This window comes from Microbulbifer maximicatervae (SeqCode), from assembly GCF_052466985.1.
Genome location: NZ_CP174298.1, coordinates 3,408,891 through 3,430,963, shown reverse-complemented (window position 1 = coordinate 3,430,963; position 22,073 = coordinate 3,408,891). Strand labels below are relative to the sequence as shown.

Sequence of the window (22,073 nt, the reverse complement as noted above, 5' to 3'; positions counted from 1 at the left end):
GATTTAGTTGTCCTTCTATTCAGGTTTTCTGTCTTAATTTACTAGTCAGATAACCTGCGTTGTCCAGTAGCCTAGGCTCAGTTGCGGTAGAGTACGGTTTCCTATTGTGTCCACTATAGCTTCAGATGTATATGGCCAAAATACTTGTTAGTTCCTGCCTTTTGAACTGCGCCGTGCGCTATGACGGTAGTAGTGTTGAGGCTTGTAGCGATGATTTTGAGTGGCTTGTGGATACTCAGGAAATTGTTTCCTTGTGTCCGGAAGTGGCGGCGGGATTGCCTATTCCGAGGGCGCCGGCTGAGATCTATGGCGCAAATGGAACAGAGGTGTTAGATGGAACTGCTGGGGTTATAGGTAGTGATAGAACAGATCTAACTGAGCAATTTATGCTGGGGGCTAAACTGGCTCTCGAATTATGCAGGAAACACAATATCCAGTATGCAGTGCTTACGGAAAATAGTCCCTCTTGCGGAAGTAACTATATTTACGATGGCAGTTTTTCAGGGACAAAAATAATGGGCTCTGGTGTTGTGTCTGCGCTTCTTCAAAGGATGGGAATAAAAGTTTTTAGTCAACATACTGTTGGGCAACTTAGAGACTTGATAAGTGTATCCAGAGCTAACTAAGTTGTTAGCATCAATAAAATTAGATCGGTAAAAAGGGCATTGGTCACAGTTAGGCCCTATAGGTTGATTAATACCAGCGAAGCCGGTGGCTCCCAGATGTCAGTACGATTAGCGCAGTGTCCCTGAAAATTCTCCTTTTGTGACGCAGCACCCAGCCTGTTAGGTTTTGTCATTTTTAGGGTCCAGATTGGCAGTGACTGCTGTGGCAATAAACAGGTAAGACTGAATACCCTGTTGGCTATTTAAATGGCTGCAGGAGGCAGTGGTGGAAGGCAAGTTTTTTAAAGCCGATAGCAAGTTTATCAAAGCCGCATTGGTACTGGCGATCAGTTCCGCGTTTTATGGCTGCAGCGGTGGCAGCGGTGGTGATGAAGATCCTGCGCCTGTGGATACCACTCCGCCGAGCCTGACACTGACTCCCGCCAGCGGGGCCTCTATTGCAGCAACCGGCACCCTACTGCTGGATTTTAGCGAAGCGGTGGCAATGGAGGATGTGTCTCTAAGTGGCGCCATGCAGGAAATGGGAGAGCTCTCTCAAGTCGATCAGGACACCCTGATCTTAACCCCGATAGCGGAGTGGGCAAAGGGACTAGAACTCTCCCTGACAATTGCCGCGCAGGATGCGGCTGGCAACCAGATGGCAGAGGTTGATGCTCACTATACCGTGGATGAAATTGCCCCTTCCGTAGTCAGTGTATCCCCAGCACAGGAGCGTTTGGAAAAGGATGGCGCAATCACGATACAGTTTTCCGAGTCGATAGATCGCGACAGCCTGCAAATTAGCGGTTCGTTGCTGGATGATGAATACACTCTGGCCTGGTCCCAGTCGCGCTTTAATGACGACACCTTGGTGATAGCTCCCAAGAGCCGCTGGCTGTCCGGGGAGAATCGCAACCTGCACCTTGAAGCCAAAGACCCCGCTGGCCTGGATCTCCCCGCTGAACAGCACAATTTTACTGTGCCATTGTACTTTGAGAATTTTGACAGTGCGCAGGTCGTGATAGGCCAGGATGATTTTTCTAGTACTTTGACGGCCATCAGTGCAAAAAATCTTGGCGAGGGGCCCCTGGGTTCCGCTGCCGTTACTGATGAGGGGAAGTTGTTCGTACCCGATTATACAAATAATCGGGTGTTAATTTTTAATTCGGTCCCCACAAGCAATGGAGCGCCGGCCAATGCGGCGCTCAATAAAGATAGTCTTGACGATAGCAGCGGGGGAGAGTTTGGTGGCGGGCCCACAAGCATAAGTTTTGATAGTGGAAAACTTTTAATAAATTACTTGTTTGGTACTCGGGGCCACAGTATTTTTGTTTACGATACTATTCCCGAAGATGGTCGGGCACTGCCTAGTGCCAAACTGCCGCAGGACAGCTGCCAGGGTAACGGCTCCGTATATTCCAGTGCAATGATTGCGGAGGGACGCGTATTCGCGGCCTCGTGGTCTAAAGCTCGAATGGTGGTGTGGGATGACTTGCCCTCAATGGAAGATACGGCACCGGATTGGCTGCTGGGCCAATCCACACTGGAAAACTGCACCCCTAACGACCGTGAGCAAGATGGCTCGGTTATGCAGGCCAGTGCTCGCACATTGGCTACGCCCGGAGATGTGTGGAGCGATGGAGAAAAGTTAGCTATCACCGACTCGGAAAATAACCGGGTACTTCTGTGGAACTCAATGCCTACTAGTAGCTTTGCTCCGGCGGATATAGTTTTGGGGCAAGCAGATTTTGTCAGTGATGAAAGTCAGCCCCCGAGTCGACAAACCCTGAGTTTGTTAGAGCGGGGTATCTGGTCTAACGGCATTCAGCTTTTTGTGGTGGACGGCGAAAATAACCGAGTGTTGATCTGGAACCAGTGGCCACAGGAAAATTTCGCTCCAGCAGATGTTGTCTTGGGGCAGGGAGATTTTGATCGCAGTGCCTTCAACGACAGCAACCAAAATGGGGTTGCTGACGAGGGGGAGTTGCCAAGTGCTGCTACGTTGAAATGGCCCGACGGAATTACCGCTTATGAAGATAAGTTGATTATCAACGACTCGGGTAATAACCGCTTTCTTATTTTCCAATCTCGTTAGTTTTCTCTCCTAAATGTACCGGGCTGGTAACCCGGTACAGGCAAACTTAAGTTGATTTGTTTTCTGAGGTTGCAGTCGGACTGCCTGTTCCCAGGGTTCCGGCTGAGATTAGCGGCGGTAGAGGTGCAGAGGTTTTAGCGGGCTCAGCCAAAGTTTTAGGGATAAATAAAGAAGACTTAACTGGGCAATTTATACGGGGAGCTAAACGGGCATTACAGCTATGTCTGCAGCACAATATTAAATACGCAGTACTTACGGAAAATAGCCCATCATGTGGTAGTGATTATATTTACGATGGTAGTTTTTCTGGTGCGAAAATAGTTGGTTCTGGCGTTGTGTCTGCACTACTGAAGAGGGAGGGCATACAGGTATTTAACCAGAATATTGTGGGCAGGCTTAGGAAATTTTTGGAAGTATCCAGAGATAACTAAGCTTTCCAGATATATAGTCATATTAAAGGTAGGTATAAAAGTGAATTCTAAAGTTATCAATTTTAAAGAAAAATTGAACCTGTTCTCGGAGCATTGGTCCCCTAAAGTGATTGCCGAGATGAACGATTACCAGTTTAAATTGGTTAAGATCCAGGGTGAATTTACCTGGCATGATCATCCCGATACCGATGAGGTGTTTGTTGTAATTTCCGGGCATATGCAGATCGAGTTTCGCGATAGTGTCATATCCCTTGGACCTGGTGAGATGACGGTAGTACCAAAGGGTGTGGAGCATAAACCCAGAGCTGAACAGGAATGTGAAGTACTATTGATTGAGCCTAAAGGGGTCGTTAATACGGGCGATGCCGGTGGAGATCTAACTGCGAAAAATGATGTCTGGATCTAAGTGATTGAGCTGTTAATCAACTTTCTTTTACTGTTTGCTTGTCTGATTAACTTGCACCTTTCAGGGCCTGCGTTGGATTGTCTTCGCCCCATGCCAAATTTTGAGATGAGGGGACTGTTTCGCAGCGGCTATGTTATAAAGTGACAAGAATAAAGCTCTAATAAACTCAGATTTCTCTAGGCTAGCCATGCCGCGCTAATAATAAAGGAGAAGATGATGTCTGAAGTGCATACCCGCCCAGTCTCCCCCGGTTTTGCTGCCAATGCGCTTATTAGCGCCGAAGACTACGAGACAATGTACCGCCAGTCGGTAGAGAGCCCAGAGGCGTTTTGGGCACAACAGGCCAAGGACTTTTTGCAGTGGGACAAGCCGTTCACTCAGGTTCTTGAGGAGGATCTGCACAAAGGTCATACCGCCTGGTTCTCCGATGGCCAGTTGAACGTAACTGTAAACTGCATCGATCGGCACCTGGCAAGCCGTGGCGAGCAGACCGCAATTCTGTGGGAAGGAGATGATCCCGCTGACAGTAAGGCAATCAGCTATCAGAGCCTTTATGAAAATGTGTGTCGCTTGGCCAACCTGCTGAAATCCCGGGGAGTTAAAAAGGGAGATCGGGTGTGTATTTATATGCCGATGATCCCCGAGGCGGCCTACGCCATGCTCGCCTGTGCCCGTATCGGCGCTGTGCACTCGGTAGTATTTGGTGGTTTCTCCCCGGTGTCCCTGAAAGACCGTATTCTCGATTCCGATTGTCGCCTGGTGATCACTGCTGATGAAGCGGTTCGCGGCGGTAAGCGAGTACCGCTGAAAGCCAATGTGGATAAAGCGCTGGTGGATTGCCCCAATGTGCATACGACTATTGTGGTTAAACATACGGGCACACCGGTAGACTGGGATAGCAAGCGGGATATCTGGTATGGCGAATCCATAGGTGAGATGGAGCCGGACTGCGCGCCTGAAGTAATGGGAGCGGAGGACCCGCTGTTTATCCTTTATACCTCGGGCTCGACCGGTAAACCCAAAGGGGTCCTGCATACCACTGCCGGCTATCTGCTGATGGCCACCATGACTTTCAAATATACCTTTGATTATCGCGAGGGAGAGATTTTCTGGTGTACTGCCGATGTGGGCTGGATCACTGGGCACAGCTATATCGTCTATGGACCATTGTGTGCCGGGGCCACCAGCCTGATGTTTGAGGGAGTGCCCACTTACCCGGATGCTTCACGCTTTTGGCAGGTTGTGGATAAGCACCAGGTCAATATTTTCTACACTGCGCCGACAGCGATTCGGGCGTTGATGGGAGCGGGTGACAAGTTTGTAAAAGCCGCCGAGCGCAGCTCCCTGCGACTTTTAGGCACCGTGGGTGAGCCCATAAACCCGGAGGCCTGGGAGTGGTATTACAGCGTAGTGGGCGATGAGCGCTGCCCGATTGTGGACACCTGGTGGCAGACTGAAACCGGTGCGCAGATGATCACTCCACTGCCCGGTGCCATGGCTCTGAAACCCGGGTCGGCAACCCGGCCCTTCTTTGGGGTACAGCCCGCGCTGCTGGATAGTGAAGGCCGGGAGATTGAAGGGGAGGGCGAGGGCTCTCTGGTGATTAAAAAGAGTTGGCCCTCGATGATTCGGGATGTGTACGGCAATCGCCAGAGAATGCTGGATACTTATTTTTCTGCATTCCCCGGTTATTACTTTACCGGCGATGGCGCCCGCCGCGATAGTGACGGTTATTACTGGATTACTGGGCGCATTGATGATGTGTTAAATGTCTCTGGACACCGCCTGGGAACAGCGGAGATTGAGAGCGCCCTGGTACTGCACAATGATACGGCGGAGGCAGCGGTGGTAGGTTATCCCCACGATATCAAAGGGCAGGGGATTTATGCCTTTGTAATGCTCAAATCTGGCCATAAGCCCAGTGATGAGCTGAAGGCTGAATTAATTGAGCTCTGCCGCAAGGAGATAGGGCCAATTGCCAAGCCTGACTTTATCCAATGGGCGCCTGCACTGCCAAAAACCCGTTCCGGCAAAATCATGCGGCGTATCCTGAGGAAGATTGCCTGCAATGAACTGGATAATCTGGGAGATGTTTCCACTCTTGCCGATCCCACTGTGGTTGACGCATTGATTGATCACCGCGAAAATCGCTGACCATAGGTGTGGCGCGTGAAGGTTTTATTGGCCGGGCATAGCCCGGCCTTTTCATTGGGGCAAGAGGTTAAATTCCTCCCCGATTTTTGCGCCATTTTCAGCTAAATAGACAAGTAAATGCCTGCTGCTTTGCACAGTTAGTAACCCTCTAACTCCGGATATTGTTTTAAGGGTATTTACAGTTAAGGAGATTCCGTTTGGAACAGGGACAGTACCTCTGTGATCACTACCGCTTCGCCGCCGATCAGCGCCTCAAGGTTTTTAATTTTTTTGTTGTGTTAACCATGTTTGTTGAGGGCGGAATTTTCACTGCCATGGAGAAAGACTTCCACCCTCTAATCCTGGCGTTGCTGGGAGGGTTTGTGGTCATACTGGTAACCGTATTTTGGCTGATGGACATTCGCAGCCGCCAGCTTCTCAAGCTTGCTGTTCCGGCACTGAAAACCCTGGAAATGGGATTCCCGGAGGAAGCGAGAATTTTTTCCAACGATGCCATTCGTCGAGGTGACTTGGCCCGTTACACTTTCGCTTTCAGGGTTTTGTTGGTGGGGCAGCTGTTCTTTGGTCTGGGCGTCGCTTCTTACGGTATTTATCACTGGTATATCTCCCCCTAATCCCAACCTTGCAGTGGCGGGTATGATTGCATGAAGTGAACCACCTGCCACAACCTCCTCTTTGTCTCGTACGTTTAAAAGTCGGCGCTGCCGGCCTCTCTAGGCTATCTTGCAGAAGTATCCGCTTCCCTCCCGAGGTTTATACGATGCTTGATCATATTCGCCTTTATGTGCACAGCTATGAACGCAGTAAGGACTTCTATCAGCAGGCGCTGATGCCGCTGGGATACCAGTTAGTGATGGAGTTTGAGGATTGGGCGGGCTTTGGCTGGGCGGATAAAGCGGAACTCTGGATTCGTGGCGGGACCAGCACCACTCCACAATTGCATATCGCCTTTCGCGCTGAAGAGCGGCAAGTGGTCAGGGAGTTCTATCGCTTGGCTTTGGAGGCTGGGGGCAAGGACAATGGCGCACCGGCTGTCTACGAACAATATCACCCGGATTATTACGCCGCCTACGTACTTGATCCCGATGGACATAACCTGGAAGTGGTGTGTCATTTACCGGGGGACTTACAGGAATAAGTCGATCGAGATTTGGGAGTAATTTATGAACGAGGCAACCCGAGCAAAGTACCTGCAAATAGCGTTGGTCGTTGTAGGAGTGCTTTTTATTCTGGCGATTTACCCGATGATGATGTGGATTTGGCCGGAAGGGTGGGGCTGGACCCCACGGCAGCCGGAATACGAGCAAATGATTATCGGTATTTATGTCACCTTGGGGGTGTTCTTGATACGCGCTGCAAAAAATCCCGCCGCAAATGCCAGTTTAATTTGGTTCACTATATGGTCCAGCCTTGTACACGCCGTCATTATGTTGGTGCAGGCATTGGTGGATAAAACAGAGCGAATCAATTTGATGGGAGATATTCCCGCACTTTTTTTGATTGCCGCTGTGCTTTGGTACCTTATGCCCAAGCGGAAAAAATCTGATTGAACAGTTACTTAATTTTGACCTGCTAAAAAATCTGAATTGCTCTTTCTGACTCACAGTTATTGATCTCTGCTATAAGAGCGATAACAAGGTCTAATTTCCCGCTTATTGTTCTCCCCTATAAGCTCTACTCCTGTAATAGAGATGGCAGTAGAGATAAATAATCCCATGAAATACTTACCCTTATTTGCATTAACTATCGGTCTGATAGGCGGTGCCAATGCAGAGACATTGACTCGCGATAATGGCGCACCTGTCGGAGACAACCAGAACGCACAAACTGCTGGAGAAAATGGCGGTAATTTGCTGCAAGATGTTCAACTGATTCAAAAATTGCAGCGTTTTGCCCGTGAACGTATTCCCGAGCGTGTAGTTCATGCTCGTGGAACTGGTGTTCACGGTGAATTTGTTGCGACGGCTGATCTCAGTGATTTAACCCGCGCAGCGGTGTTTGAGCGCGGTAGTAAAACGCCAGTGTTTGTGCGTTTTTCAACAGTAATCCACTCAAAAGGTTCCCCGGAAACCCTGCGCGATCCCCGTGGATTTGCCACCAAGTTTTATACGGAAGAAGGCAACTGGGATTTAGTGGGTAACAACCTGCCGGTATTTTTTATCCGCGACGCGATTAAATTCCCGGATATGGTTCACTCCCTAAAGCCCTCCCCGGTGACTAATCAACAGGACCCCAACCGTTTCTTTGATTTCTTTAGCCATGTGCCGGAATCCACCCATATGCTGAGCTGGGTCTATTCCGATTACGGTACACCGGCTAATTTGCGCCAGATGGATGGCTGGGGTGTTCACGCCTATAAATTTATCAATGACAAGGGTGAAGTGAACTATGTGAAATTCCACTGGAAAACCCGTCAGGGTATCAAGAACCTGACTGCGGAAGAGGCAGCAGAAATTCAGAGCAAGGACTTCAGCCACGCAACTCGCGATATGTATGCCGCGATTGAAAAAGGCGAGTACCCCCAGTGGGATCTGTTTATTAAAGTACTGAAGCCCTCCCAGCTTAACAGCTTTAATTACAACCCCCTGGACGCCACCAAAATGTGGTTGGACGTGAAGGAAACCAAAGTGGGCACCATGACACTCAACCGTGTACCCACTAATTTCTTCCAGGAAACTGAGCAATCCGCGTTTGCGCCGGCCAATATTGTTCCGGGTATTGAGCCTTCAGAAGACCGCTTGTTACAGGGCCGCGTGTTCTCATACTCCGATACGCAAATGTATCGCCTGGGGGCCAACCACCAGCAATTGCCTATCAACCGCCCCCGTGTTGCAGTAAGTAACTGGAACCAGGATGGGGCGGGTAATTACGGCCACCAGACTTCAGATGTGAACTATCAGCCGAGCCGTATCGATGCGCGCACCGAGGACCCCAAAGGTCTTTATAGCAACAAGGCATTGAATGGCAGCACCCAGCAAAAGGCCATTGAAAAGAAACTGCCTTTTGCCCAGGCGGGTGCTTTCTACCGCAGCCTGAGTCCTGAAGAGCGCCGGAATCTGATTGAAAACCTCGCTGGTGATCTGGGTAAAGTGAGTGATGAAAACACTAAGCACATTATGCTGAGTCACTTCTACCAAGCGGACAAGGACTACGGACAGCGCTTAACCAAAGCAGTTGGTGGAAATCTGGATCGCGTGAAAAAACTGGCCCGGTAATTTTTACCCAAGTGCGGGCGACCTCTGTCGCCCGCTAAATTTATACAGGTGAAATTATGAGATCATTTTTATTCGCACTACTCTTTCTCACCCTGGGGGTTCAGGCAGGGGAGCCGGAAAAAACGGAATCTGATTTTACCGAACTCTCCCAGTATTATTTTGCCGCAGCCAGGATTGGTGATACCGAGGTGCTGCGTGAATTTTCGCAATCGGGTTTCCCCCTGGATGTACGCAACCCGAAAGGTTACACAGCACTGATGATTGCCACTTACAACGGCAACGGGGAGGCTGTGGACTACCTGTTGCAGAGAGGTGCAGATGCCTGTGCCCAGGATCGCCGTGGCAATACTGCGCTGATGGCAGCGATTTTTCGCGGTGAGTTTGCCCTTGCACGAACCCTGCTAAAGCAGGATTGCGATTCGCAGCAGGTGAATAAGGCCGGCCACTCCGCAGAGGATTTTGCCGAAGTCTTTGGTCGTGACCAGATGGTTCGACTATTGCAGCAACAGCGGGCAAATGGCGACTAAGGCAGTTTTTTGTGCGGTTGGCATTGGATGGTGTCACCGCTCCTGTCCTGCGTGAAATCCTCTTGAGTTGGCCGCTTTAGCTTGCGGCACATTTCTCAGTTTGTCCCGGCCCCCGCGACCGCGTTAGCATAGCCAGCTGCAATCCAGTTGGTACCCGCTATGACGTCGAATCATCATCCCTATGAAGCCCTCACGCCGGACGTGGTGATCGACTGTGTCGAGACTACCGGGCTGATTTCCGATGCGCGTATTTTCCCTCTAAACAGTTATGAAAACCGCGTCTATCAGGTGGGTATTGAGGATGCCGAGCCGTTGATTGCCAAGTTCTATCGCCCGGGGCGCTGGAGTGATGAGCAGATAATGGAGGAGCACCAGTTCACCCTGGAGCTGGCAGAGGCCGAAATTCCTGTGGTGGCACCGATACAGTTTGATGGGCGCACCCTGATGGAGTCCGCTGGATTCCGTTTTGCGCTTTTCCCCCGACGGGGCGGTCGCCAGTTGGAGCTGGATAACTTTGATCACCTGGAGCAGGTGGGGACCATGTTGGGTCGCATTCATGCGGCCGGCAGCGCCAAACCTTTCAGCTATCGCCCATCCCTCACTTTGCAGCGATTCGCAATTGATAGCCGGGAATTTATCCTGAATGGAGATTTCCTGCCACGTGAGAACCGCGAGGCCTACGCTTCCGTCACGGGCCACATTATCGAACAGATAGCCCCGCTGTTTGAGCGGGACTGGGATATGCTGCGCTTGCACGGTGATTGTCACAGTGGCAACTTCCTGTGGCGGGATGAGACTCCCTGGTTTGTGGACTTGGACGACTGCCTGATGGGGCCGGCGATCCAGGATATCTGGATGTTGATTTCCGGCAATCGCGCAGAGCAAACCGCTTACCTGGATGCAGTGTTGGAAGGCTATGAAACCTTCTATAGTTTTGATCCCCAGCAGTTGCAGCTGGTGGAGCCTCTGCGCTGCCTGCGGCAGATGCACCACGCCGCCTGGTTGGCGCGACGCTGGCAGGACCCGGCTTTTCCCCAGGCGTTTCCCTGGTTTAATACTGCCCGTTACTGGGCAGAGCATATACTGGCATTGCGCGAGCAGCAGTCTGCGCTGCTGGAGCCCCCGTTGACCCTGGGGGCTGTGTAACATGGAGAAAGCAATAATGGATGCGACATGCACCGAGGCTGAGGCGGATCTGATCTGGGAGAAGATTCGTATAGAGGTGGCGCAGCAGGTAGAGCGGGAGCCGATCCTGGCCAGCTTTCTACACGCGACCATCCTGAACCACAATTCCCTGGAGGCGGCGCTCAGCTTTCACCTGGCCAACAAGCTGGACAATGCGGTGGCACCGGCGCTGTTAATTCGCGAGGTTATCGATGAGGCGCTACAAGCTGACCCTTCCATAGGGCATGCGGCGCGAGCGGATTTGAACGCAATTTACCTGCGGGATTCCGCCTGCCACTCCCTGCACGAGCCCTTCCTGTACTTTAAGGGCTTTCACGCCTTGCAGGTTCACCGTGTGGCCCACTGGCTGTGGCAGCAGCAGCGCCGCTCCCTGGCTATGTTCTTACAGCACCGTGTCTCTGTCGTATTCAGTGTGGATATCCACCCGGCTGCGCGTATGGGTGACGGTATATTGCTGGATCACGCGACCGGTATCGTTATAGGTGAAACGGCTGTAGTGGAAAACAATGTTTCCATCATGCAGTCCGTTACACTGGGCGGCACTGGCAAAGAGAGCGGGGACCGCCACCCGAAAATCCGCCACGGGGTTTTAATCGGTGCGGGCAGCAAGGTGCTGGGCAATATTGAAATTGGCGAGTGCGCCCAAATTGCTTCCGGAAGTGTGGTTCTTAAAACGGTACCGGCAAAGGTGTTAGTGGCCGGAGTGCCGGCAAAAGTTGTCGGGGCAGCCACCTGTGCTGAACCGGCATTATCCATGGATCAGTGTGCCCTGTCGCAAGTACAGAAGTAAGGCTTGTCGCCCCGTAGCGAACACCGGCTGCGGGGCTGGGATCACTGGGGAAATGATGCAACGGCACTGTTTTTGGCACTATCCTTTGACCCATGAAATATAGTCTCAGCGCTAAAAATCTTACCTGCCGAAATTTGGAGGCTTATGCGGATTACCGCGCGAGCCTGGTAACTCCAGATTGCACCAAGGAAATTACAGGTATTGTCCGCAGTGATAGCGGCCTGCCTTCCATTGGGCTCAATCAGGTGATTTCCAATATGGTAATGCCGCCGCGCATTATTCAGCGTTTTGCGCTGGATTATTTTGCCGAGCGGCACAGCCCCTTCACCCTTTGGCACAGTGCCACCAAACCCCTGGACAATGACGCTTTGGATGAGCTTGGGCTAAAGCGGCGCCAGTCCCTGGTAGCTATGGCCGCCGAGATACCCCGACTCAGCGTTGCCGAGGTTCCGGTAGTGGAACAGCTGACTATTAGTGCGGTGAAAAAGGAGGCCTTGCCTGATTACGGCGCGGTGCAGGCAGCGGCGGCAGGGGAGCTGGAGGGGGCACAGTTGGCGCACTTCTATCAGGGCCTGCAGGAAATCCCCGAGCAGCGACGCGGGCGACTGAAATTATTTCTGGCTAAGCTGGATGGTGTGCCGGTGGCCGCTGGGTGTCTGTTTGCGGCAGCGGATGCACTGGGACTCTATGACATGGTGACGCTTCCGGACTACCGGGGTCGCGGGATTGGCCGGGCTCTGTTCAAGCATCTGCTTACCGCTGCCCAGGGCAGCCACCATAAAAATCTGGTGGCTTTGGTGCCGGCGGATCGCCAGCAGTTATTACTCGCTAGTGGCTTTTTTGCAGTTGGCGAGGTTGCCCGCTATCAATACACTCCGGCGCCGGCGGCCGCTAAGCCCGACTGAAAGGGAAGGCGATAACTTCATCAATCGATTGGTAACCGGCTTTTAACATCAGCAGTCGGTCGACTCCCAGCGCGACCCCGGCGCACTCGGGCATGCCTTGATCCAGGGCCGCAACCAGGCGCTCTTCAAAGGGGTGTACAGGGCGCTGGTTAGCACGGCGGTATTCCAGATCCTTTTCAAAGCGGCGCTGCTGCTCTGGGCTGTCGGTCAGCTCCCAATAGCCATTGGCCAGTTCCAATCCACCGACATAGGCTTCGAAGCGCCTGGCTACGGGGGTCCCCTGTTCGTCCGTCACCACTTTTGCCAGTGCCGCTTGCTCTACGGGGAAGTCGTAGAGCAGGGTGATGCCCTCACTCATGGTGGGTTCCAGGCGGTGGCTCATCAGCAGGTCCAGGCACTCACTGCGTTCACGGGGTACAAAAGACAATTCTATTTCCCGCTTGACGCAGGAAATCAGCTCGGCTTCGCTGGCACTGTGGGGGTCCAGTTGTAGCTCCCTTAAAAACAATTCCCGGTAACTGAGGGACTGAACCTGGTCCGTCGCCAAAATACCGCAGAGCAGCTTGGCGACCTCCTCCATCAGTTGGTGATCGTCCCAACCGCAGCGGTACCACTCCAACATGGTGAACTCGGGGTTGTGTCGACCGCCGGATTCGCCCTGGCGAAAAGCCTTACCCAAGTAGTAGCAATCTCCGAGTCCTGCGGCGAGTAAACGCTTTAAACCAAATTCGGGGCTGGTGGCCAGGTAGGCGTTTTCGCCCCGGCACTCTGTGGTGATGGACTCGATATGGGGGTCGCTGGTGGCGCGCTGGGATAGCACCGGAATTTCGGCCTCTACAACATTTCGCTCAGCAAAAAATGTGCGTATTTCAGCGAGTAGCGCAGCGCGTTGGCGCAGGGCTGCAATAGTGGCGGTGGGGCGCCAGGTATCTGTGCTCATGGGGGGTAGCTCTGGAGACGAGCGACCGTAGGCCGCTCGAGGGGAGGAGGTGCTTAGTCTTCCTTGGCACGGCCCAGGTATTCGGCAGTGCGGGTGTCTACCTTGATGGTTTCACCGATTTCCAAGAACAGAGGAACCTTCACAACGGCGCCGGTAGCCAAAGTGGCCGGCTTGGTGCCGCCCTGGGCGGTGTCTCCGCGCAGGCCCGGATCGGTATCGGTAATTTCCAGGATAACGTGGTTGGGCGGAGTAACTGCCAGCGGAGAGCCGTTGTACAGGGTTACAGTGCAGATATCCTGCTCTTTGAGCCATTTTGAAGCATCGCCCACAGCATCGCTGCTGGCTTGGTGCTGCTCAAAAGTCTCGGGCTCCATGAAATGGTAAAACTCGCCATCGTTGTACAAGTATTCCATTTCGCGATCCATCACATCCGCCGCTTCCAGGCTTTCACCGGAGCGGAAGGTGCGCTCCCATACGCGACCGGTTTTCAGATTGCGAAGCTTCACGCGGTTGAACGCCTGGCCCTTACCAGGTTTGACGAATTCGTTTTCCACGATTGAGCAGGGGTCGCCGTCCAGCATCACCTTGAGGCCGCCCTTGAATTCGTTAGTGGAGTAACTAGCCATAGCAAATAGAGCCCTTTAAGTCATTTATCTATATGATTTTTAACGAGTTTTTTGTTTCTAGCCGATTCCGGCCAAGGCTGGGCTAACGCCCTCCGCTTCCGCCACAAATGGTAGCCGCAGGTAACTCGTCTGGCTGGGGAAAAGAGACTTCACCGCCAGCCCTGCATGATGGAGCGGGATTATACAGGAGGGTGGGAGCTTGAACGAATACCAGAGAGAAATGGAGGGGAGGCGTTCCGGTTGTTATCGCCAAGCTGCAATTATTGGGGCAGCCGGCAGTGCAATGGGCTTTAGCCCATTGCACAAAAGCACTTAACTTAATGGGTCGTCCCCGCCGCCATAACCTTTTCTCTGCATGCGGCGCACAAAGTAAGCAAAAGTCGCTTGCGTGCGTTTTTCCTGGAGGATCCAGTCGTGGGCTTCGCGGCCCAGTTCGGGATCAATATCCTGGATGGTGCCGGCGGATTCAGCCAGTATTTGCAGTTTGGCAGCGCGCTCGCACTGAACTGCCATTACACAGGCTTCCTCTACAGAGCGACAGGCCATAATCAGGCCGTGGTGTCCCAGTAGGATTGCGCGCTTGTCCCCAATAGCGGCGGAAATCAGCTCGCCCTCGCTGTTACCCACGGGTACACCCGGCCAGTCTTTGAGGAAGGCAATATCCTCATACAACATGCAGGCGTCCATATGGGAAATCTTTAGCGGGCGCTCAAGCATGGAAAGTGCACATACGTGCATGGGGTGGGTATGCACGATGCAGTTCACATCGGGGCGCGCCCGGTAGATCCAGGAGTGAAAGCGGTTGGCCGGATTGGCCATGCCCTCTCCGGACAGTACTTCGAGGTCTTCGTTGACCTCCAATAAGTTGGATGAGGTAATTTCATCGAAGCCGAGGCCCAGGCGTTGGGTGTAATAAGTACCGGGTTTTTCCGCGCGGGCGGTAATTTGCCCAGCCAGGCCGGAGTCGTGGCCATCGTTAAATAAAATTCGGCAAGTCAGCGCAAGCTTTTCTCTCAGAGACCACTCGGGGGTGCTGAGGTGCTGTTTCATTGCTTCACTGGCTCGTTCAACCAGTTCGTTTTTTGCCAGTGATAGTGTTTCAGCCATTGTTGTCTCCAATTCTCACAGCAAGTCATATTAATTCTGCGATATTTAATAAATTTTCCTTTTTTATTTTCTTATCGCAGAATAATTTTTAAAAACCTAACTCAAAATGATTCGATCTCTGTCGAATTTATGTTGGTGGCATTTCCCTATGCCCGTGCTTTCTCCAACAACACCTGTGAGTGGGTTGATAAGTGCTTGCTCATTAAGCTGTAACAGCTTCAACTTTTTTATGTTTAGTGGAGTGGTAGGCGGTTTCAATAGAATCGAAGAATTGTAAGCGGGCCTCTACAAGGTGGCGCCCGGCTTCAAGCATTATGTCCAGTTGGCTGGGATCCTTGGAGCCGATATCTACCATAATATCGCGAATGGTTTCTGCATGGCCGTCATCACATTCAATATGCAGCAGGAAAAATTGCATTTCTGCATCGGTTACGCCGCAAGAGCGGAATCCGGCAACAATATCTGTATATAAATCGGGTACCAGGGCTTCGGCTCCCAGGCATAGGGCTCCCAATCCTGCGCTGGCCCTGAGGTCCCGACAGTTTTTGAACATGGTATCGATCAGGTGCTGAGTGCCTGGTAAAACTTCTGCGTTTTCCAGGGTCAAACCAAAATGCTCGAGGGTTTCGTGATAGATTTCTGCGTGGGGTTTGGGGCTGTCTGGTTCCAGGCCCAGCTCTTCCATTAGATTTTCGGCAAGCTCCAGGACTTCGTGGTTACTCGGGAGGTTTGCCATCATTGCACAGAGATATCTAACAAAAAATCCACTGTAAATACCTTGTTGAACCAAAAATATTTTTAATTCGTCCAGCGTAATGGAGCCTTCACGGCAACGCTTCAAGAAAGGATGTGCGCGAGTTTGCTCAATCAGTAGGTCTTTATTGGCTTCAAGCAATTCAAGCTGCATTTCCATTGGGTAATTCCTTTTTGTAATTCTAAACTTACTGTTTGAACACCTTTTAGGTGTTTTATTTATTTCTTGATAGTGCCCGCCTTTGGCGGGGTCGACAAAATGGTTTTCTTTGCCGGCGTTTAAATTAACACCGAATTATCCCTATTGTGAATAAGGGAATTATGAATTTTTTGATATTTGTTGATGGTTTTTGGAAGATGTTTTTTCTAGTGATAAAAATTTTATTAATAAATAATTTTTGCTTTGCTTTATCCTTGTTGGATTTATCAAAGAAAATGTTTTTTGCTCCCTGAATTCACTGTGGAAATGTCGACTGTGTAGATTTTCTTTGTTGCAGTGGAGTGTTTTGTGGGGTAAGGGTTTTTATTGGTAGGTAGAGTGAATACTTGCTTCACCGATAATGGGTCTATTCCTAAATTCGGGTAAAGAAGAGTTAAGGCTCTGGTTGCTTAAAGATACAGTCCAACTATCCGATATTTTTCCACAGAAGATTGGTGAAGATTTTTTGATTATGTTGATAGGGTTTCTGCAAAAATAAATTCAGTTTATGTAATTACCCTAGGGAATCGATTTGAGGGTTCAACTAACTCACTAGATAGGGTCTGAAACAGATGCTATTTCTCTAATGGGTTTGTGCGAATTACCATGTCTACCTGGTCACTTAACCCTTTGTGGGGCATCACTGTCAGTGGTGGCGGGAGATTGCTGTGGGGGATCTGATACAATCTCTTATTTTGTAGTGTATCTCCATGATGGCGTCATCATCGGCCCCCGGTATAGAGCTTATCGACACACAGGAATCCCGCTGCTGGCAGGATGAGTTGTCTGATCTGGTCACTGATCCGGCAGAGTTGATTCAATTACTACAGCTAGACCCGCGTAAGCTCCCCAAGGCCTTGCAAGCAGCTTCTGGCTTTTCCCTGCGCGTGCCGCGCCCCTTTGTCCGGCGCATGCGTTGCGGCGATCCCGAAGACCCATTGTTGTTACAGGTTTTACCCGGTGCGGATGAGTTGGAGAAAGTGCCGGGATTTAGTTCAGACCCCCTTGAAGAGGCAGAAGCTAACCCTCTGCCTGGAGTTGTTCACAAATACCACGGGCGCCTACTGCTGATCACTGCGGGCCAGTGTGCGGTCAATTGTCGTTACTGTTTCCGACGTGAATTCCCCTACGGTGACAACCACCTAACTCGCAGACAGAGCCTGGCAGCTCTAGACTACATTCGCGCGCGCACTGAGCTGCGCGAAGTGATTCTGAGTGGCGGTGATCCTTTGGTAATGAGTGACCGTCAACTGGCCTGGCTCACCGATGAGCTGGCCGAGATTCCCCATGTGGATAAGCTGCGAATTCACAGCCGCCTCCCGATAGTTGCTCCCAGCCGGGTAAACCAGAAAATGTTGGATTGGTTTACTGGTTCCCGCTTGAAGCCCGTGCTGGTGTTGCACTGCAACCACGCTAATGAAATTGATAGTGAGGTGCGGGAGTCTCTGCAACAGTTGCGAAGCGCAGGGGTCACCCTGCTCAACCAAGCGGTGCTATTAAAAGGCGTCAATGATAGTCGCGAGGCGCTGGGCGCGTTGAGCGAATCCCTCTTTGCAGCAGGAGTACTTCCGTACTATTTGCATCAGCTGGATCGAGTAAATGGTGCCGCACATTTTGAAGTCTCTGATGCGAAAGCGCTGAAGTTAATCGAACATCTCCGCCAGCAGTTACCCGGTTATCTGGTACCAAAACTGGTGCGTGAAATCCCCGGCGTCCCATCAAAATCCCCGATAGTTGCTGAACATAGCTAAACCTCAGCTGATAGCTGTATGGGTTATCTTTGTGTATTCGACAGGGATTTTCATAAAGAGAGATAGGTTGGACGAATAAATACCGCCAAATTGATCTAGGCTAACCCCGTAACGCCAGTGCCAGATATAGTTGTCCGGTCGACCTATTCAGCAGCTGCTATTTCGCTTTATAGCGCTGTATTCAGGGGCTTCTTAGGTTGGGAAAGTTTGATTAGCGGCTGTGGTTTCGCAAATGGGAAAGGCGGAAGCTTTTATAGGGGAGCGTTGTGTGATTTAGATCACAGGTACCAGTTTGATCTACCCTTGTATGCCATCCTTGACGCCCCCTAAAATTACCGCCAGCGGTAGCTGTGTGCCGCCATTAAAAAAATAGAGCAAATAATGAGTAGCAACGACACAATACGACTTCTCCTGATTCACGATACCCCGTCGGAAGCCCAGCGCCTTGTGAGTATGCTGCACAACGCAGGCCGTCCCAACCGAGCACAGCATGTGGCCAGCGAGGCTGTGTTTAACCGCCTACTCCAGGATAAAACCTGGGATTTAGTGATTGCGGCTGAAAGCAGTACTCAGGTGCCCCCCTCAGTGGCGTTACGTACCATCAGCAAGCTGCAAAAAGATGTCCCGGTAATTATGCTGACCGAGCGCACCGGTGCCCAACCCGTGGTGGAAGGTTTGAAGCTCGGAGCCCGCGATGTCGTAGTGGTGGATGAAGACCAACACCTTCTCTTTGTGATACAGCGGGAGCTGGGGGCGCTCGCCAATCGCCGTCAGGCTCGCCTACACGACCGCCGCTATCACGCGACCCTTAACCGTGCCAAGGAGCTACTCGATAGCTCCAAAGATGCCATCGCTTATATATCTGATGGTCTGATCGTCTACGCCAATGACTCCCTTGCAGAGCGCTTTGGTTACGACTCTGGCGAGGACATTGAATACCAGCCATTGATTGATATGCTGGCTGAAAATGAGCAGGAAGAGGGGCGTGAATTCCTCAAAAGCTGCGCTATCGATAACAATGAGCTGGAGGCGAAAGAGTGGAAATTTACCGCTAAGACCGCCTCTGGCGAATCCCTGCCCACTCGCGCAGAAGTACTCAGTACCACCTACGACGATGAGCGTTGTTTGCAGGTGCGTATTGCCTCGCGCCGGGGTGATACGGAGCAATTGGAAGCGCAGCTCAGCGATATCAAGAACCGCGATCCGCTGACCGGGCTTTTCAATCGTCAGCACTTCCTGCAGGTACTGGATTCCAGCATCAAATCTGCAGCGGACTCCCACAATACTGGCGGTCTGATGCTGATAGAAGTGGATCGCTTTGAAGATGAAGTGTTAAAAGTTGTTGGAGTGGCCGGTGCCGATGCTCTGCAAAAAGGCATGGCGGAATTACTCAAGTCCTGCCAACGCAGTGGCGATACCCTGGCCCGCTACAGTGAAGATGCCTTTTGCCTGCTCAGCCCGAATACAACTCCGGACAGCATCGAGCAACGCGCGCAGGATATATTGAAGAAGATTTCCGACACCATCTTCGATGCAGATGGCAAAACCCTGCAAATTACTGCCTCTATCGGTATTTCCCTGATGAGTGAGGCCTCCAGCGGTGCGCAACAAGTGCTGGACCAAGCGCTATCTGCTCACAAGCAGGCTCTGGGTGAAGAGAAGAAAGGTGGGAATTTTGCGCTCTACGAGCCGGATACTGAAGGTGGTGCCGACGCCGATACCTATCACCGTGCACGGGTGGTTCAGGCCCTGGAGGCCGGCAGCCTGAAGCTGCTCTACCAGCCAATTCTCAGTTTGCAGGGAACTGGCGAGCAACTGTACGAAGTATTGGTGCGTATGCTCGATGACAAGGAAGAGCTGGCGCCGCTGGCCTTCCTGCAGGAACTCGGCGATGCGGGCCTGTCCGCAAAAATGGATCGCTGGATAATTATTACCGCGATCAAGGCCGCCGCAGCCGCCAGGGCTGAAGGTAAGAATATTTCTTTGATGCTGCATATCACCACTGCTTCACTGGTGGACAGCAGCTTACCCGGCTGGCTGGGGGTTGCCTTCAAAGCTGCCAAGGTTGCGCCGGGAACGGTGATCTTCCAGTTGCGTCAGGAGGATATCAACAGCAACCTGCACGCTGCCCGGGACTTTACCACTCAGGTCCAGCAATTGGGTTGTCGCGTTTCGGTCTGTCATTTCGGCACCGGGCTCAATCCGTTCAAGGCTCTTGAGCATGTGAAAGTGGATATCGCCAAGATCGATCCCTCCTTCGTGCGCGAGGTCCAGGATGAAGGCGAGAGCAGTGACTCCCTGGCAGGATTGGTACAGCGCTTGGGTGAGGCGGATACCAAGGTGATAGTGCCCCATATTGAGCAGGCCAGTATGCTGCCGACTTTGTGGCAGACCGGTACTGATTATATTCAGGGGTACTATGTGCAGGCGCCGGCGGAGGATATGAACTTCGATTTCAGTCTCGAATAATTTCTCTCTGTAAGCTTTTTAAAAAACCGCACCGCCTTACAGGGGTGCGGTTTTTTATTGCCTGCAAATCAGACGTTGTAGCGGCTGCGTAGGGCGGCGATGGTATTGCGCGCCAGGGCGCCGTACTGCGGTGCCGGTGCCGGTACCAACTCATCAGCTGTGCTTTCACTCCAGGCACGTTGGATATGGTTCTGCCCCGTTTCCTGCTTATAAATCCTTGCCAGGCTGGCGTTGTAATTCTGACTGGTGACTGTATCCACGTGATACCAGTGGGCCTTGGCGCGGGAGTGGGAAACATCCATCAACAGGTAACCGCGCTGGGTTATCTCCACCCACTTGAGGTGTGGTATCAATCCGTCCATAGCGATCGCTGCAACATCCGTCAGGTGGGATTTGTCCAGGAAGCTGGAGGTTACTCCGGGAGTGACAAACTCACCGCCGAGGGCACCGCGTCCGGTCAGGCGCCCGTATTTCAAGATGCTGAAAGGATTGCTGGCCAGGTCCCAGGCCCAGGAGCTGTGGATATCTCCAGTGAGGACGACAAAATTGTCGATATTATTGTCGGCAATGTGGTCGAACAGACGCTCGCGGGATGCGGTGTAACCATCCCACTGGTCCATATTCACAGACAAATCCCTGGCCAGGGTGAGTTGCGCCATCATTACCTGTTGCCCCAATACCCGCCAGCGCACGCCATCCGACTGGGACTGGGTCAGGCTGTTGTGCAGCCATTGTTCCTGCTGGGTACCGAGGATGCTGCGCTCCGGGTCGTCGGCGGTCTGCTGATCGAACCAGTTGGCCTGCTCGGAGCGCGCGGCGATGCGGGTATCCAGCATCATCAGGTCCATCAGATTGCCGAAGCGGAAGCTGCGGTAGATGGCCCTGTCACCAAATAGATCAAAGATGCCGTTATCGCGGATGGGCATCCACTCGAAGTAGGCCTGGTTGGCTACCGAGCGGCGTACAAACCAGTCGCCCTCGCCATCTTGGACATTGTGGTTCTCAGCACCGCCAGCCCATGCGTTGTTAGTGGTTTCATGGTCGTCCCAGACACAGATAAACGGGTGTTGGCGGTGTACTTCCTGTAAATCCGGGTCGGAGCGGTATTGGGCGTAGCGCAGGCGGTAATCCTGGATATCCACCATTTCCTTGGCGGGGATTGGCTCTCGCCCCAGGCCCGTGCCGGTACCGTAGCCACCGGGTCCGTACTCGTAAATGTAATCCCCCAGGTGCAGCACCACATCCAGGTCTGCACGCAGGGCAATTTCCCGGTAAACATTGAAATAACCCATGGGATAGTTGGAGCAGCTGGTCACCGCAAAGCGCAGCTTATCCACATGGCCGATGGGCAGTGTGCGGGTGCGGCCTATGGGCGAGTCGATACCGTTAGAGTAGAAGCGGTAATAGTAACTGGTGCCGGGTTGCAGACCGCTGGCATCCACTTTAATGGTGTAGTCCACATCGGGCCCGGTAATACCGCTGCCGCTATTGACCACCATGGCCATTTCCGGGTCTAGAGCGACCTGCCAGGTGTAGGGCACCATGGACTGGAATTCTGGATCGGCAGACGGAGTGATACGAGTCCAGAGAATTACGCGATCTGCCAGGGGGTCACCGCTGGCTACGCCGTGCTGGAAGGGCTCCTGGCCGGAACCGTAGGCTTTCAGTAGGGGCAGGGCCGCCAGGCTTGCGCCGGAAAATTGTAAAAACCGCCTCCGGGACAGAGACATGGGGTTCTCCTTATAGTGCTTGTTATAAAAGAACCGCAGTCTGAATCTTGAAAGTGAACGATGTATTAATTCACGGTCAGTATTTTTCTTCCCTTGCTGCTATTAGTCATGAAATTCGTCCTAAGGCGAGGAAACTGAGACATTAATCTGGTTTATTGGCAAAACGCGGCATGACCGTCGGTACC

General features: G+C 52.1%; 20 protein-coding genes. 15 read left to right on the top strand and 5 right to left on the bottom strand.

From position 1 onward, the window contains the following. The first annotated feature begins 131 nt into the window (after positions 1-131). The 13 genes from ACJJI3_RS15225 (at position 132) to ACJJI3_RS15165 (ending at position 12,313) form a co-directional block, all read left to right on the top strand. Positions 132-626, top strand: a complete 495-nt coding sequence (locus ACJJI3_RS15225) for a 2-thiouracil desulfurase family protein (protein WP_444940184.1) — start codon at positions 132-134, stop codon at positions 624-626. A 265-nt stretch (positions 627-891) separates the two neighbouring features. After that, the gene (locus ACJJI3_RS15220; protein ID WP_444940183.1) at positions 892-2,700 is read left to right on the top strand and encodes an Ig-like domain-containing protein; all 1,809 of its coding nucleotides are present in this window, start codon (positions 892-894) and stop codon (positions 2,698-2,700) included. Positions 2,701-2,756: 56 nt separating this feature from the next. Continuing rightward, positions 2,757-3,131 carry a 2-thiouracil desulfurase family protein gene (locus tag ACJJI3_RS15215; protein ID WP_444940182.1) on the top strand — a complete coding sequence of 125 codons (375 nt, stop codon included), beginning with the start codon at positions 2,757-2,759 and terminating at the stop codon, positions 3,129-3,131. A gap of 40 nt (positions 3,132-3,171) precedes the next feature. After that, the gene (locus ACJJI3_RS15210; RefSeq protein WP_444914935.1) at positions 3,172-3,537 is read left to right on the top strand and encodes a cupin domain-containing protein; all 366 of its coding nucleotides are present in this window, start codon (positions 3,172-3,174) and stop codon (positions 3,535-3,537) included. Between the two features lie 216 nt (positions 3,538-3,753). Next, positions 3,754-5,691 (top strand): acetate--CoA ligase, encoded by a 1,938-nt coding sequence (acs, locus tag ACJJI3_RS15205; RefSeq protein ID WP_444940181.1) that lies wholly within the window; start codon positions 3,754-3,756, stop codon positions 5,689-5,691. Between the two features lie 197 nt (positions 5,692-5,888). Next, a complete protein-coding gene (locus tag ACJJI3_RS15200) occupies positions 5,889-6,305 on the top strand; it encodes a hypothetical protein (protein ID WP_444906581.1) in 417 nt (138 codons plus the stop codon). 146 nt (positions 6,306-6,451) lie between these two features. Beyond that, positions 6,452-6,829 carry a VOC family protein gene (locus tag ACJJI3_RS15195; RefSeq protein WP_444892625.1) on the top strand — a complete coding sequence of 126 codons (378 nt, stop codon included), beginning with the start codon at positions 6,452-6,454 and terminating at the stop codon, positions 6,827-6,829. 25 nt (positions 6,830-6,854) lie between these two features. Beyond that, positions 6,855-7,241, top strand: coding sequence for a DUF6632 domain-containing protein (locus ACJJI3_RS15190; protein ID WP_444940180.1), 387 nt, complete (start codon positions 6,855-6,857; stop codon positions 7,239-7,241). Between the two features lie 165 nt (positions 7,242-7,406). Further along, positions 7,407-8,906 (top strand): catalase, encoded by a 1,500-nt coding sequence (locus ACJJI3_RS15185; protein ID WP_444940179.1) that lies wholly within the window; start codon positions 7,407-7,409, stop codon positions 8,904-8,906. A gap of 56 nt (positions 8,907-8,962) precedes the next feature. Further along, the gene (locus ACJJI3_RS15180; RefSeq protein WP_444940178.1) at positions 8,963-9,433 is read left to right on the top strand and encodes an ankyrin repeat domain-containing protein; all 471 of its coding nucleotides are present in this window, start codon (positions 8,963-8,965) and stop codon (positions 9,431-9,433) included. 159 nt (positions 9,434-9,592) lie between these two features. Then, positions 9,593-10,579, top strand: coding sequence for an SrkA family protein kinase (locus ACJJI3_RS15175; protein WP_444918853.1), 987 nt, complete (start codon positions 9,593-9,595; stop codon positions 10,577-10,579). Position 10,580: 1 nt separating this feature from the next. Next, positions 10,581-11,408 carry a serine O-acetyltransferase gene (gene cysE, locus ACJJI3_RS15170; protein ID WP_413664156.1) on the top strand — a complete coding sequence of 276 codons (828 nt, stop codon included), beginning with the start codon at positions 10,581-10,583 and terminating at the stop codon, positions 11,406-11,408. A 92-nt stretch (positions 11,409-11,500) separates the two neighbouring features. Next, the gene (locus ACJJI3_RS15165) at positions 11,501-12,313 is read left to right on the top strand and encodes a GNAT family N-acetyltransferase (RefSeq protein ID WP_444940177.1); all 813 of its coding nucleotides are present in this window, start codon (positions 11,501-11,503) and stop codon (positions 12,311-12,313) included. On the opposite strand, the gene epmA is transcribed toward ACJJI3_RS15165, so the two are convergent. The 4 genes from epmA to ACJJI3_RS15145 form a co-directional block, all read right to left on the bottom strand. Continuing rightward, positions 12,300-13,253 carry an EF-P lysine aminoacylase EpmA gene (gene epmA / locus ACJJI3_RS15160; RefSeq protein ID WP_444940176.1) on the bottom strand — a complete coding sequence of 318 codons (954 nt, stop codon included), beginning with the start codon at positions 13,251-13,253 and terminating at the stop codon, positions 12,300-12,302. The genes ACJJI3_RS15165 and epmA overlap by 14 nt on opposite strands. 53 nt (positions 13,254-13,306) lie before the next feature. Further along, positions 13,307-13,879, bottom strand: coding sequence for an elongation factor P (gene efp, locus ACJJI3_RS15155; RefSeq protein ID WP_108731510.1), 573 nt, complete (start codon positions 13,877-13,879; stop codon positions 13,307-13,309). 312 nt (positions 13,880-14,191) lie between these two features. Next, complete coding sequence (locus tag ACJJI3_RS15150; RefSeq protein ID WP_444911975.1) at positions 14,192-14,986, bottom strand: aldolase; 795 nt, start codon at positions 14,984-14,986, stop codon at positions 14,192-14,194. Positions 14,987-15,188: 202 nt separating this feature from the next. Further along, on the bottom strand, positions 15,189-15,899 hold the full coding sequence (locus ACJJI3_RS15145) for an iron-containing redox enzyme family protein (RefSeq protein WP_444940175.1): 711 nt from the start codon (positions 15,897-15,899) through the stop codon (positions 15,189-15,191). A gap of 749 nt (positions 15,900-16,648) precedes the next feature. Between ACJJI3_RS15145 and epmB the strand changes: the two genes are divergently transcribed. Both epmB and ACJJI3_RS15135 read left to right on the top strand, forming a co-directional pair. Next, positions 16,649-17,689, top strand: coding sequence for an EF-P beta-lysylation protein EpmB (epmB, locus tag ACJJI3_RS15140; protein WP_444940174.1), 1,041 nt, complete (start codon positions 16,649-16,651; stop codon positions 17,687-17,689). 381 nt (positions 17,690-18,070) lie between these two features. After that, complete coding sequence (locus ACJJI3_RS15135) at positions 18,071-20,158, top strand: GGDEF/EAL domain-containing response regulator (protein ID WP_444940173.1); 2,088 nt, start codon at positions 18,071-18,073, stop codon at positions 20,156-20,158. Positions 20,159-20,226: 68 nt separating this feature from the next. Here ACJJI3_RS15135 and ACJJI3_RS15130 read toward each other — a convergent pair whose 3' ends face one another. Further along, a complete protein-coding gene (locus tag ACJJI3_RS15130) occupies positions 20,227-21,888 on the bottom strand; it encodes an alkaline phosphatase D family protein (protein WP_444940172.1) in 1,662 nt (553 codons plus the stop codon). Between the last annotated feature and the right edge of the window lie 185 nt (positions 21,889-22,073).

Coding starts and splice junctions, on each gene's coding strand:
- epmA (WP_444940176.1), bottom strand. CDS start 13,253: ATGAGCACAGATACCTGGCGCCCCACCGCCACTATTGCAGCCCTGCGC.
- efp (WP_108731510.1), bottom strand. CDS start 13,879: ATGGCTAGTTACTCCACTAACGAATTCAAGGGCGGCCTCAAGGTGATG.
- ACJJI3_RS15195 (WP_444892625.1), top strand. CDS start 6,452: ATGCTTGATCATATTCGCCTTTATGTGCACAGCTATGAACGCAGTAAG.
- ACJJI3_RS15165 (WP_444940177.1), top strand. CDS start 11,501: ATGAAATATAGTCTCAGCGCTAAAAATCTTACCTGCCGAAATTTGGAG.
- ACJJI3_RS15175 (WP_444918853.1), top strand. CDS start 9,593: ATGACGTCGAATCATCATCCCTATGAAGCCCTCACGCCGGACGTGGTG.
- ACJJI3_RS15130 (WP_444940172.1), bottom strand. CDS start 21,888: ATGTCTCTGTCCCGGAGGCGGTTTTTACAATTTTCCGGCGCAAGCCTG.
- ACJJI3_RS15135 (WP_444940173.1), top strand. CDS start 18,071: ATGAGTAGCAACGACACAATACGACTTCTCCTGATTCACGATACCCCG.
- ACJJI3_RS15225 (WP_444940184.1), top strand. CDS start 132: ATGGCCAAAATACTTGTTAGTTCCTGCCTTTTGAACTGCGCCGTGCGC.
- ACJJI3_RS15180 (WP_444940178.1), top strand. CDS start 8,963: ATGAGATCATTTTTATTCGCACTACTCTTTCTCACCCTGGGGGTTCAG.
- ACJJI3_RS15145 (WP_444940175.1), bottom strand. CDS start 15,899: ATGGAAATGCAGCTTGAATTGCTTGAAGCCAATAAAGACCTACTGATT.
- acs (WP_444940181.1), top strand. CDS start 3,754: ATGTCTGAAGTGCATACCCGCCCAGTCTCCCCCGGTTTTGCTGCCAAT.
- ACJJI3_RS15190 (WP_444940180.1), top strand. CDS start 6,855: ATGAACGAGGCAACCCGAGCAAAGTACCTGCAAATAGCGTTGGTCGTT.
- ACJJI3_RS15150 (WP_444911975.1), bottom strand. CDS start 14,986: ATGGCTGAAACACTATCACTGGCAAAAAACGAACTGGTTGAACGAGCC.
- epmB (WP_444940174.1), top strand. CDS start 16,649: ATGATGGCGTCATCATCGGCCCCCGGTATAGAGCTTATCGACACACAG.
- ACJJI3_RS15185 (WP_444940179.1), top strand. CDS start 7,407: ATGAAATACTTACCCTTATTTGCATTAACTATCGGTCTGATAGGCGGT.
- cysE (WP_413664156.1), top strand. CDS start 10,581: ATGGAGAAAGCAATAATGGATGCGACATGCACCGAGGCTGAGGCGGAT.